Here is a 13,670-nt window from a genome sequence, read left to right on the forward strand (position 1 = left end):
TGTGGAAATTCAATTAGTTGTGGTTACTCACTTTTTTTATTTAGCCCTAAACGCGCTTTAATATCGGCTAAAGCTGATTGCCCTTTCTGCATACGCTCCTGCGCACTAACCACTTTACGCTGTTGCTCCCATTGTAAATCATCTTGTGGCAATTCAAGGAGAAAACGGCTTAATTCGGGACGGATCAATTCACCATATTGACGACGCTCACGACAATGAGAAAAGAATAACTCTCTTTGCGCTCTTGTGATCCCTACATAAGCTAAACGGCGTTCTTCATCAATATTATTTTCATCAATACTGCTTTGATGTGGCAGCAGCCCTTCTTCCATACCGACCAAAAAAACATAAGGAAATTCAAGGCCTTTAGACGCATGCAACGTCATGAGTTGAACTTGGTCTGATTCTTCATCATCCTCACCACGCTCCATCATATCGCGCAGCGTAAAGCGTGTAACCACTTGGCTCAATGTCATTGGGTCATTGAGATCATCACCTTCCACCATTTCACTCATCCATGTGAACAATTGGTTGACGTTTTTCATTCGCATTTCAGCAGCTTTAGTACTGGTCGACGTTTCATATAACCAGCTTTCATAATCCATTTCGCGCAGTAAATCACGCACCGCAATTAAAGGTTCACGTTCCGACGTTCGAACAATACTGTCCATCCAATGAGTGAAACGCTGTAATGCTTCTAATCCTTTGCCTTTTAAAATTTGTTCAAGCCCTAGATCAAAGCTGGCCTGATATAAGCTTTTCCCTCGCTGGTTTGCCCATTCCCCAAGTTTTTGGATAGTTTTAGGACCAATCTCTCGTCGTGGAGTATTTACTATGCGTAAAAAAGCACTGTCATCTTCAGGGTTCGTCAATACTCGCAAATAAGCTAATAAGTCTTTAATTTCAGGGCGGGAGAAAAACGAAGTCCCCCCCGAAATGCGATACGGAATACGATTTTGCATCAACATTTTTTCAAAAATACGCGATTGATGATTACCGCGATACAAAATGGCGTAATCTTTATATTCCGTCTTATTAATAAAATGGTGTGCAATAAGCTCCCCAATCACTCTTTCGGCTTCATGGTCTTCATTGTTTGCCGTAAGAACCCGAAGTGGCGCTCCATATCCCAATTCAGAAAATAATTTTTTTTCAAATACATGAGGGTTATTGGCAATTAAAATATTTGCAGCCTTTAAAATTCGTTCAGATGAACGGTAATTTTGCTCAAGCTTAATGACATTTAACTTAGGGAAGTCCTGATTCAATAAAACCAAGTTTTGTGGCCTTGCGCCACGCCATGAATAGATTGACTGGTCGTCATCACCCACAACCGTAAACCTTGCTCGCTGCCCCACAAGCAATTTAACCAACTGATATTGGCTCGTATTGGTATCTTGATATTCATCCACCAGCAAGTAGCGAATTTTTTGCTGCCAGCGTTCACGAACTTCTTCATTTTGATATAACAACATGGTAGGTTTGCTGATTAAGTCATCAAAATCCAACACATTGCAACTTTTCAGATGAAGTTCATAGCGGCGATAACACTCGGCAAAGTGATGCTCTTTCTCACTCCGTGCTTGGCCTATAACTTGTTGTGGCGAGATAAGATCATTTTTCCAATTAGAGATCGCTGAGATCAATTGTTTGAGTAAGTCTTTATCTTCTTCTAGTAAGTCAAAAGTGAGTTCTTTCAACAATGCCATCTGGTCTTGGTCGTCAAATAGCGAAAAGTTGGCTTTAATACCCAGCGCTTTATATTCACGCTTAATGATTTCCAACCCTAATGTATGGAAGGTGGATATGATCAAACCGCGTGCTTCTTTTTTCCCCAAGGTTTGTGCCACGCGCTCTTTCATTTCCCGCGCCGCTTTATTGGTGAAAGTCACCGCTGCAATTTGCCGAGGCTGATAACCGCATTGGCGAATTAAATGCGCAATTTTATTGGTAATAACACGTGTTTTGCCTGACCCCGCCCCCGCCAATACAAGGCACGGGCCATCGACAAATTCAACTGCCTGCTGTTGGCTAGGATTCAATCGCATGGCTTCTCTACATCACTCAGTTATTCAAAAAGGAATTCGCTACAGATTGTAGCAGAAACCGACCCAACTCTTGAGCAACGATCTTCTCTATTTATAAAAAACAAAAAACCACATCATCCATCCGAATAATGTGGTTTTGTTCTTTTTCTTTTATAACATCAATGCATTTTTCTAAACTATTCGCGTTAGAGGAAGGCGGCAAAGGAGGTTATCCCAAGGAGCATACATTAAGTATGTGACTTGGGTAACCGAGTGTAGCCAACGCACCTATCACGCGAAGAGTGACGAAAAATGAGTTAGCTATAACATCAATACATTTTTCTAAACTATTCGTGTTAGAGGAAGGCGGCAAAGGAGGTTATCCCAAGGAGCATACACAAGTATGTGACTTGGGGAGCCGAGTGCAGCCAACGCGCCTATCACGCGAAGAGTGACGAAAAATGAGTTAGCCGACCGCAATCTTCTTCATATCCGTCATATAACCACGTAACGTCTTACCGATCTTCTCAATCGGATGGTTACGGATAGCTTCGTTGATATCACGTAACTGTGCATTATCAGTGCCATTATCGGCAACTGGTTTCGCTAAATCCCCTGCTTGTAACTTCGTCATGAAATCCTTCAGCATTGGCACAACTGCGAATGAGAACAGATAGTTACCATACTCTGCAGTATCAGAGATAACCACGTTCATTTCATATAAACGTTTACGAGCAATGGTATTTGCAATCAGTGGTAACTCATGCAGAGACTCATAATACGCAGATTCTTCTAAGATACCCGCTTCTAACATCGTATCGAACGCTAATTCAACACCCGCTTTAACCATAGCAACTAACAAAACACCGTGGTCGAAGTACTCTTGTTCTGCGATTTTCCCTTCATATTCAGGGTAATTTTCAAATGCTGTTTTGCCTGTCTCTTCACGCCATGTCAGCAAGTTTTTATCATCATTTGCCCAGTCTGCCATCATGGTTGCAGAAAATTCACCTGAAATGATGTCATCCATATGTTTTTGGAACAATGGCGCCATAATGGTTTTCAGTTGTTCAGATAATGCATAAGCACGAATTTTTGCAGGGTTAGACAAACGGTCCATCATCAGCGTGATACCGCCTTGTTTCAGCGCTTCAGTGATAGTTTCCCAACCAAACTGAATTAATTTTCCTGCGTAGCCTGGCTCAACACCGTCTGCGACCATTTTGTCGTAACTCAGTAATGCACCCGCTTGCAACATACCACACAGAATCGTTTGCTCGCCCATCAGGTCAGACTTAACTTCTGCAACAAATGAGGATTCCAGAACACCTGCACGGTGGCCACCAGTCGCTGCTGCCCATGCTTTAGCAATTGCCATCCCCTCACCTTTCGGGTCGTTTTCTGGGTGTACTGCAATCAACGTTGGAACACCAAAACCACGCTTGTATTCTTCACGAACTTCAGTACCTGGGCATTTTGGCGCTACCATCACAACAGTAATATCTTTACGAATTTCTTCGCCAACTTCAACAATGTTGAAGCCATGTGAATAACCCAGTGCTGCACCTTGTTTCATCATAGGCTGAACAGCGCGAACAACGGTTGAGTGCTGCTTGTCTGGCGTTAAGTTAATAACCAAATCAGCGGTAGGGATCAGTTCTTCATAAGTACCAACTTTGAAACCATTTTCTGTCGCTTTGCGCCATGAAGCACGTTTCTCTGCAATTGCTTCATCACGTAATGCATAAGCAATATCTAAACCTGAATCACGCATATTCAGGCCTTGGTTTAAACCTTGCGCTCCACAACCGACTATGACGATTTTTTTACCTTTCAGAAAACCTGCTTCATCTGCAAACTCTTCGCGCTGCATAAAACGGCACTTGCCTAATTGAGCTAACTGCTCACGCAAATTCAATGTGTTAAAATAATTCGCCATTGTCATACTCCATTGTTCTGTTGTGTTCGTTATGTCAGGCAGTCTGCCTGTCGCTCATTTTTGAGCGTTTATGGATTTACTATATGCGATGTTTCGCATTGCTTAAATTGATATATTAACAATACAATGTTGCAATATCTGCAACGCCATTAATTATGTTAATTAGAGGGCAAAATGGACATTCGCGATCTCAAGCTTTTTTTGCATTTAGCACAAAGTTGCCACTTCGGGCGCACATCTAAAGCGATGCATGTCAGTCCTTCCACGTTGTCTCGGCAAATACAACGCCTCGAAGAGCAGCTTGGTCACCCACTATTTGTGCGAGATAACCGCTCAGTTAAATTGACCCAAGCAGGGGAACACCTTAAGCAATTTGCCCAACAAACATTATTGCAATATCAACAGCTGCAACATGCTCTCAACCAGCAAAGTCCATCGCTCAGTGGGGAACTACATCTTTTTTGCTCAGTTACAGCAGCTTATAGTCATTTACCCGAAGTTTTAGATAAATTCCGTGCGCTACACCCATTAGTGGAAATTAAACTCACGACAGGGGACGCAGCGGATGCTGTCGAAAAAGTAGAAACTCATGAAGCTGATCTTGGCATCGCCGGGAAACCCGAGCGCTTACCTGATAACGTCCGTTTTGCAAAAATCGGCGAAATCCCTCTCGTTTTGATTGCTCCATCACTACCCTGTGCTGTACGAAGCATGGTAACAGAAGCGGAACCTGATTGGTCTACCGTCCCCTTTATCCTGCCTGAGCACGGCCCATCTCGTAAACGTATCGAACTCTGGTTCCGTCGCCATAATATCAATAACCCTGTCATTTATGCGACGGTATCAGGCCATGAGGCAATTGTGTCAATGGTGGCTTTGGGATGCGGTATTGCCTTGATTCCTAGTGTGGTCGTTGATAACAGCCCAGAACCCGTACGCAGCCGTATTTCACAGCTCGATAATATTTCAATGGTAGAACCTTTTGAACTCGGCGTTTGCCTATTAAGCAAACGCCTGAGTGAACCATTAATTAAAGCGTTTTGGGAATTACTCCCAGACAACTCAATCTAAGGTTCTTTGGCTATCTTGCGGCGCTAAGAAAAAACGGAAAGACGGGTTTCCTGTTTCATCATGATATTCATAACCTAACGCATCAAGATGCCTATCAAAACGTACTTCTGGCCCAGCCAGTTCAAACGCCGCCAGCACTCGCCCATAATCTGTACCATGGCTGCGATAATGAAATAACGTAATATTCCAATGAGTCCCGAGTGTTTCTAAGAATCTCAGTAATGCACCTGGAGACTCTGGAAATTCAAAGCTATACAATCTTTCATCTAATGGCTTTGATGGGCGACCACCAATCATATAACGCACATGAAGTTTTGCCATTTCATCATCTGATAAATCATTGACTTCATAGCCGTTACTTCTAAGTTCTTGGATAATCTCCGAGCGCTCGCCATCACGGCCACTTAAACGCACCCCAACAAAAATACAAGCACGGTCAGGATCGGCATCCGTATATCGATAGTTAAACTCCGTAATGGCTCGATGGCCTAGTAACTGGCAAAAACGTAAGAAACTCCCTTTTTGCTCAGGAATGGTCACTGCCAGCAAAGCTTCTCGTTGTTCACCAATTTCACAGCGCTCAGAAACATAACGCAGCCCGTGGAAATTCATATTCGCACCGGACAAAATATGTGCTAAACGTTCGCCTTTGATGTTGTGCTGCTGTACATATTTTTTCAATCCAGCCAATGCCAAAGCGCCTGAAGGCTCTGCTATCGCGCGAACATCTTCAAAAATATCTTTCAATGCTGCACAAATGGAATCACTATCAACAGTGATAACATCATCAACATATTGCTGGCACAATCTGAAGGTTTCATCGCCAATACGTTTGACTGCCACACCTTCTGCGAACAAGCCAACACGCGGTAAATCAACAGGGTGCCCAGCCTCCAATGCCGCTTTTAGACAGGCGGCATCTTCAGACTCCACACCAATAATTTTAATCTCTGGCATTAACTGCTTAATAATCACAGCGACGCCCGCAATTAACCCACCGCCACCTACTGGGATAAAAATTCGGTCTAAATGAACATCTTGTTGCAGTAGTTCCAGTGCTATCGTAGCTTGGCCTGCAATGACTGAAGGGTGATCAAAAGGTGGAACGAAGGTGTAGCCATCCTCTTCTGCCATTGTAATGGCTTTCGCTTTCGCTTCATCAAAATTAGCGCCATGTAAAATAGCTTCGCCACCGAAGCTTCGTACTGCATCCACTTTGATATCTGCTGTTGCGACTGGCATGACGATTTTTGCTTTCACACCCACACGGTTTGCCGATAATGCAACGCCTTGAGCGTGGTTCCCTGCAGAAGCGGTCACCACACCTTTGCTTTTTTGCTCTTCGGTTAAACTCGCAATCATGGCGTAAGCACCACGGAGCTTAAAGCTATGTACAGGCTGCCTATCTTCGCGCTTTACTAAAATGGTATTGCCCAAGCGTGAAGATATTTTATCCATCTGTTGAAGAGGCGTTACTTGTGCAGCTTCATAAACCGGCGCACTTAGCGCCGCTTTTAAGTAATCTGCTCCGGTTGGGGCAGCCGGTAATGGTTTTGCTGCAGCCACAATTAGCCCCCTAATTTCGACTTGTCACGAACAGCACCTTTGTCTGCGCTCGTCGCCAAAGAAGCGTAAGCACGCAGAGCAAAAGAAACCTCACGCTGGCGATTACGCGGGGTGTAAGCTTTATCGCCTCGAGCTAATTCAGCTTCACGGCGTTGATTCAATTCGCTTTCACTCACATCCAGCACCATCGTTCTTTTTGGAATATCAATATCAATAATATCGCCATCTTGAACTAATGCTAATAAGCCACCACTCGCTGCTTCTGGCGAAATATGACCGATAGAAAGGCCAGAACTACCACCCGAAAAACGGCCATCCGTTATTAATGCGCAGCTTTTCCCTAATCCCATTGATTTGAGGTATGAAGTTGGATAAAGCATTTCTTGCATGCCTGGACCACCTTTTGGCCCTTCATAGCGAATAACAACCACATCTCCTTCAACGACTTTGCCACCCAGAATGGCTTCTACTGCGTCATCTTGGCTTTCAAACACTTTGGCTGGGCCACGGAATGTTAAACTGCCTTCATCAACTCCAGCGGTTTTAACAATACAGCCATCTTCTGCAATATTTCCAGACAGAACAGCCAGCCCTCCATCCAAACTATACGCATGCTCAATACTACGGATACACCCATTCTCACGGTCAGTATCCAATGATGGCCAGCGGCAATTCTGTGAAAAGGCTTTTGTCGTACGGATCCCAGCAGGGCCTGCGGAAAACATTGATTTAACAGACTCGTCCTTCGTTAACATCACATCATATTGCGCTAATGTTTCTTGGAAGCTTAGCCCTAAAATATTAGTTACGTTTTCTTGCAACAAACCTGCACGGCTCAGTTCACCTAAAATACCAATAACACCACCAGCACGGTGAACATCTTCCATATGGTATTTTTGTGTACTCGGTGCAACCTTACACAAATGCGGAACTTTACGTGATAAACGGTCGATATCATCCATGGTGAAATCAATTTCGGCTTCCTGAGCCGCCGCAAGCAAATGCAGAACTGTGTTAGTTGAACCACCCATCGCAATATCCAACGTCATCGCATTTTCAAATGCAGATTTATTGGCGATATTGCGTGGTAACGCACTTTCATCATCTTGTTCGTAATAGCGTTTAGTTAATTCAACAATGCGCTTACCTGCATTGATAAATAAAGTTTCGCGGTCTGCATGAGTCGCTAATAATGAGCCATTTCCTGGTTGAGATAACCCCAGTGCCTCAGTTAAGCAGTTCATTGAGTTTGCAGTAAACATTCCTGAGCAAGAGCCACACGTTGGGCATGCTGAACGTTCTATTTGCTCGCTATCTGCATCGCTCACATTTGGGTTCGCCCCTTGGATCATGGCATCAACCAAATCGAGCTTGATAATTTGGTCTGAAAGCTTAGTTTTACCCGCTTCCATTGGGCCACCCGAAACAAAAATAACCGGAATGTTGAGGCGCAATGACGCCATTAACATGCCTGGCGTGATTTTATCGCAGTTTGAAATACACACCATGGCATCCGCACAGTGTGCGTTTACCATATATTCAACCGAGTCTGCAATTAATTCACGAGAAGGTAAGGAATACAGCATTCCGCCATGTCCCATGGCAATCCCATCGTCAACTGCGATTGTATTAAACTCTTTCGCAACACCACCTGCATTTTCAATTTGCTCTGCAACTAATTTGCCTAAATCACGTAAATGTACGTGGCCTGGAACAAACTGTGTGAATGAGTTAACAACAGCAATAATGGGCTTTCCAAAATCAGCATCGGTCATGCCTGTTGCACGCCATAATGCACGAGCCCCAGCCATATTACGACCATGAGTTGTTGTTGCTGAACGGTACTTAGGCATATCTTTAACTCCCGTGTTTAAAACAGGCGGGGAACGTCCGCCTGTAACATCTATTTCAATTTAATTATTAAGGGTTTACTGGATCTAACCAGCCCCATTTATCTTCTGTTGTGCCATCAAATAAGCCAAAGAATGCTTGCTGAATTTGCTTGGTTACTGGGCCACAACGACCAATGCCGACTTGGATACCATCAACGCTACGTACTGGCGTAATTTCGGCAGCTGTGCCTGTCATAAAGACTTCATCAGCAAGATAAAGAGATTCGCGTGATAGTGTTTGCTCACGAACTTCAATACCCAAATCTTTTGCTAACGTTAAAATTGCATCACGTGTAATACCTGGTAATGCAGAGGATGTGAACGGAGGTGTATACAGGATGCCGTCTTTCACCTCAAAAATATTTTCCCCTGCACCTTCTGATAAATACCCATGAACATCTAATGCAATACCTTCTTGGTAACCATGACGACGAGCTTCGCTACCAACTAGCAAAGAAGATAAATAATTACCTCCTGCTTTCGCCCCTGTAGGGATAGTATTTGGCGCCACACGGTTCCAAGAAGACACCATCGCATCAATACCTTGGTCTAACGCTTCTTCACCTAAATACGCCCCCCATGGGAACGCCGCTAAAATAACATCGGTTTTGTAACCGTCTGGTGGGTTAACGCCCATACCAACATCACCAATAAACACTAATGGACGAATATACGCACTGACTAAGTTATTTTTACGCAAAGTTGCACGGCAAGCTTCCATTAACTCTTCAACGCTATAGCTGACAGGCATACGGTAAATTTTCGCTGAATCATGCAAACGTTGCATATGCTCACGGTGGCGGAAGACCACAGGACCTTTATGTGAGTCATAACAACGGACGCCTTCAAACACCGATGTACCATAGTGCAGAGCATGAGACATAACATGAACCTTTGCATCAGCCCATGGCGTCATTTCACCGTTAAACCAAATAAAGTCAGCTTTCTTAGTCATTTGTATATTCCTTACATTGCACTTTGTGTGCGTAATAGTCGTGATTCTTGTTGTAGTACTTCAACTTCTGTAATGTCTGAAAGCTTAGTTAACTGTGCACAAAGCTGAGTTAATGGCCTTTGACTACTTACAGTGAGTTCAATATTAACATTGTCGCCGTCTGTTGATTGCCCCATATTCATGGAATTAATACGAAATCCACGATGGCGAGTGACCCTTAATATACGCTCTAAAACCTCAGGACGGAAACGGGCCAATATCGAGATTTGATGTTGCATCATAATGGTTTCTCCATCATTTTTTCATTACTAGCCCCAGGTGGAACCAACGGCCAGACATTTTCTAGTTCATTAATTGATACCTGTAATAAATAGGCACCTTCGCTATTCAGCAATTCATCTAATGCAGCATTAACTTCTGACTTATCAGTAATTCGTTGGCCTTTGATACCAAACGCACTGGCTAATGCCACAAAATCAGGGTTATCCGTCAAAATCGTTTCACTATAACGCTGCTCAAAAAACAGTTCCTGCCATTGGCGAACCATGCCTAAGCGTTGGTTATCGATCAAAAGGATTTTTACAGGAAGTTGCTTACGTTTGATGGTTCCCAACTCTTGGACATTCATCATAAATGACCCATCCCCAGATACACAGACTACAGTATCCTCAGGCCTAGCAACCTGTGCACCAATTGCCGCAGGGATACCAAACCCCATGGTGCCAAGCCCACTAGAGGTTAAGAAATTTTCAGGGCCATCAACGGTGATATGCTGTGCTGACCACATTTGGTGTTGCCCTACATCGGTGGTCACAACCGTATTTGGTTTCATTTTATCCGACAGCTGTTTCAATAACAGTGGCGCATAAATAGGTTCACCAGGATGGTCATAACGCCAACCAAACTCTTTTTTAAGTTGCTGAACTTCCTGCTGCCAAGGTTCAATTGATTTTTTAAGCATTAATTCAGGGAGTAATACTTTTGCATCACCATGTAGCGCAACATGTGTTTGACGTAATTTGTCTAATTCTACGTGGTCTATATCGATATGAATCACTTTGGCGTTCGGTGCAAAAGTATTTAACTTACCTGTTACCCTATCATCAAAACGAGCACCAACAGCGATGAGCAAGTCACAGCGTTGCACTGAAATATTGGCTGCTTTAGTACCATGCATACCTAACATGCCTAAATAGTTTTCATCTAAAGGGCTCACGGCACCAAGCCCTTTTAACGTTGCAACTGAAGGAACACCTGTAAACTCAATAAATTCACGTAATTCTTTAACGGCACCAGACATTCCAACACCGCCACCAACGTACAACATAGGCTTTTCTGATTGTTCTAATAGCATTCTTGCCTGTTGTATTTCAGATAAAGGTGAAGTGACTTCTTGCTCTACCGGCATTAAAAATGGAGACAACTCAGCTCGTTGTAGCTGAATATCTTTCGGAATATCAATCAGTACAGGACCAGGACGCCCACTATTTGCGATTGCGAAAGCCTCAGCAAGAATGCGAGGTAAGTCCTCGATATCTTCAACCAAAAAACTGTGCTTAGTACAAGCTAAGGACAACCCTAAAACATCGATTTCTTGAAAGGCATCGGTTCCAATAAACTCAGAAGCAACCTGCCCAGTAATGGCGACAACAGGAACGGAATCTAACAATGCATCAGCCAATCCCGTGATAACATTTGTTGCGCCAGGACCCGATGTTGCGATACATACCCCTGTTTTCCCTGTTGAACGTGCATATCCAATCGCAGCAATTACAGCCCCTTGCTCATGTCGACACAACAAATGCTCAACTCCGCCATCATACAATGCGTCATAAACTGGCATAATTGCGCCACCAGGATACCCAAATACGGTATCAACTCCCTGTGTTCGCAATGCTTGAACTAACCATTGTGCTCCGTTCATGCTTTATCTCCTGTCCGTCTACTTTATCTATTTGTATTTGTTATGTTTTATTTAGTGTGTTTGCATTCATCAACATTTATGTCAAAAAAAACCCCGCGCCTTTCGGTGCGGGGTTCTCGTGAGATCTGGCTGTTATTTTAGCCTTCGTCGTCCAAGTGCAGCCCCGCACGGTGGGATAATAATCACCACCACGCTAATAATAATTAGGCTAACTGCTTGGATAAATGCGTTCATGAGTTTTACTTTTTCAATATTCTTAATTATCTATTATTTAGAGTTATCATTTTAAAATCGTTTTGACAACTTTTATTTAATTTATTTATTTTCAAAACATTAAATTATTTAAAAATCATATCGTTATCAACAAATTAGCATTATAAACTGCCTAAACTACCGTTTCTCAGTAAAATTCAATAGAATACATAGCATAATCAGCTACATCATCCGCACCAGCCATTCAATACCATTAAGATTCACGCCAAAAAACTAATTACTTTTTCTTATGAATATCCAAGTTCAGTATAGCTTCCACTCTTTATAAAATTAACGCAATCACTGTTATAACAAGTCCTCGAAGCTACTCGACGCAAATTGAAACAGCCTAGTAACTAAGCAATTAAATTATCGAGCAGCTTCGCAAATATGTTATCAACTCAAGATAAACAAACCTAATTTCAGCAGAATATTACTCTGTAAAAAATATTGGAGGGCTTATGACATTAGCAATTGTTTACACTAGAGCATCAATTGGGTTAGAAGCACCTCTTGTTACTGTTGAGGCACATATTAGTAATGGGCTTCCAGGTTTAACACTTGTTGGGCTACCAGAAACAGCAGTAAAAGAAGCAAGAGATAGAGTTCGAAGCGCTCTACTAAATAGCGGGTTTGAATATCCAGCTAAAAAAATGACGGTTAATTTAGCCCCAGCAGATTTACCAAAAGAAAGTGGTCGGTATGACCTTGCCATCGCTATTGCCATACTCGCATCATCAGGGCAAATCCCCCACGATCCATTAAAACAATATGAATTTTTAGGCGAACTTGCTTTGTCTGGCGATGTTCGCTATGTCAACAGTGCTATCCCAGCGGCCCAATCAGCATTAAAACAACAGCGCTCTTTAATACTATCAACGGAGAACCAACACCAACTAGGCCTACTTCCAGATAATAGCGTTTATTTCACGACATCCTTATTAGAGCTCTGCCATTTTTTACATAACAAACACACATTAGTTTGTAATCAACAAGTTCATCAAGCATCTATCCCAACCAAGCAAGAAGGTGATATCAACGATATTATTGGTCAAGAACATGGGAAACGGGCATTAGAAATCTGTGCTGCAGGTGGACACAATTTACTCTTGTTAGGTCCTCCGGGGACAGGAAAAACTATGCTAGCAAGCCGTCTAATGACTTTACTCCCCCCATTAACCTCTCAAGAAGCCTTAGAAGTTGCTTCACTACATAGTTTAAGTGAAAACACAAAAGAAGACATGAATTGGCCAATAAGGCCTTTTAGAGCACCCCACCATAGTGCATCAATTGCCGCTTTAATTGGCGGTGGCTCTCTTCCCAAACCTGGTGAGATCTCACTTGCACACCATGGTGTTTTATTTTTAGATGAATTACCCGAATTTAGCCGCTCGGTATTAGATTCTTTACGAGAACCTCTAGAATCTAGAAAAATTAGCATTTCTCGAGCAAAAGCAAAAGTTTGCTATCCTGCGAGTTTCCAGCTAATTGCGGCCCTAAATCCTAGCCCAACAGGCCATTACCAAGGAGAAATGAGCCGCTCAGCTCCTACTCGCATACTACGTTATCTTTCACGCATATCAGGGCCTTTTATTGACCGATTTGATCTTTCAATAGAGATTCCATTGTTACCTCTCGGTTCATTAAGTAATCAAACTAACCAAGGTGAAACAAGTGAACAGGTTAGACAAAGAGTCATCGAAGCCAGAAATAGGCAACTTAGGCGAGCTGGAAAAATTAATAGTTTACTAACACCAAGAGAAACCACACAATTTTGCCTGCTAACAACAAAAGATGCGTTATTCTTAGAACATGCATTAAATAAGCTAGGTCTTTCCATTCGAGCTTGGCACAGAATTTTAAGGGTTGCTAGAACAATCGCCGACCTTAATGCCGCAGAAACTATTGAACGTTCAGATTTATTAGAAGCTTTGGGGTATCGAGCAATGGATAAGTTATTGCTTCATTTGCAAAAACAAGTAAGCTGAGAAGAGTGGACAGATAAGTACTTATTATCCCGTAGAAATAAAGGGACCGAAGTCCC

At 42.9% G+C, this 13,670-nt stretch carries 10 protein-coding genes; 2 read left to right on the forward strand and 8 right to left on the reverse strand.

The annotated features are described in order from the left end of the window. Positions 1-23: 23 nt before the first annotated feature. The gene (rep, locus tag PZ638_RS19630) at positions 24-2,048 is read right to left on the reverse strand and encodes a DNA helicase Rep (RefSeq protein ID WP_094962448.1); all 2,025 of its coding nucleotides are present in this window, start codon (positions 2,046-2,048) and stop codon (positions 24-26) included. A 445-nt stretch (positions 2,049-2,493) separates the two neighbouring features. Then, on the reverse strand, positions 2,494-3,966 hold the full coding sequence (gene ilvC / locus PZ638_RS19635) for a ketol-acid reductoisomerase (RefSeq protein ID WP_036958818.1): 1,473 nt from the start codon (positions 3,964-3,966) through the stop codon (positions 2,494-2,496). Between the two features lie 174 nt (positions 3,967-4,140). On the opposite strand from ilvC, the gene ilvY reads away from it, so the two are divergent. Next, a complete protein-coding gene (ilvY, locus tag PZ638_RS19640) occupies positions 4,141-5,037 on the forward strand; it encodes an HTH-type transcriptional activator IlvY (RefSeq protein ID WP_004906122.1) in 897 nt (298 codons plus the stop codon). Here the strand turns inward: ilvY and ilvA are convergent. From ilvA to ilvL, 6 genes are all read right to left on the reverse strand, one after another. Next, entirely contained in the window at positions 5,029-6,603 is a 1,575-nt protein-coding gene (ilvA, locus tag PZ638_RS19645; protein ID WP_094962447.1) for a threonine ammonia-lyase, biosynthetic, read from the reverse strand. The two genes, ilvY and ilvA, sit on opposite strands and share 9 nt — an antisense overlap. Positions 6,604-6,605: 2 nt before the next feature. Further along, positions 6,606-8,456, reverse strand: coding sequence for a dihydroxy-acid dehydratase (gene ilvD, locus PZ638_RS19650; protein WP_094962446.1), 1,851 nt, complete (start codon positions 8,454-8,456; stop codon positions 6,606-6,608). Positions 8,457-8,523: 67 nt separating this feature from the next. Continuing rightward, positions 8,524-9,450 (reverse strand): branched-chain amino acid transaminase, encoded by a 927-nt coding sequence (locus PZ638_RS19655; RefSeq protein WP_004906127.1) that lies wholly within the window; start codon positions 9,448-9,450, stop codon positions 8,524-8,526. Positions 9,451-9,461: 11 nt separating this feature from the next. After that, a complete protein-coding gene (ilvM, locus tag PZ638_RS19660) occupies positions 9,462-9,731 on the reverse strand; it encodes an acetolactate synthase 2 small subunit (RefSeq protein WP_004906129.1) in 270 nt (89 codons plus the stop codon). After that, positions 9,728-11,374: an acetolactate synthase 2 catalytic subunit gene (ilvG, locus tag PZ638_RS19665; protein ID WP_206277687.1), complete on the reverse strand. Its 1,647-nt coding sequence runs from the start codon at positions 11,372-11,374 to the stop codon at positions 9,728-9,730. Before ilvG ends, ilvM begins: the two co-directional genes overlap by 4 nt. A gap of 132 nt (positions 11,375-11,506) precedes the next feature. After that, entirely contained in the window at positions 11,507-11,608 is a 102-nt protein-coding gene (ilvL, locus tag PZ638_RS19670) for an ilv operon leader peptide (protein WP_071524553.1), read from the reverse strand. Positions 11,609-12,087: 479 nt separating this feature from the next. Between ilvL and PZ638_RS19675 the strand changes: the two genes are divergently transcribed. Continuing rightward, positions 12,088-13,614, forward strand: coding sequence for a YifB family Mg chelatase-like AAA ATPase (locus tag PZ638_RS19675; RefSeq protein ID WP_180312202.1), 1,527 nt, complete (start codon positions 12,088-12,090; stop codon positions 13,612-13,614). Positions 13,615-13,670: the final 56 nt, after the last annotated feature.

Source organism: Providencia hangzhouensis (genome assembly GCF_029193595.2).
Classification (GTDB): Bacteria; Pseudomonadota; Gammaproteobacteria; order Enterobacterales; family Enterobacteriaceae; genus Providencia; species Providencia hangzhouensis.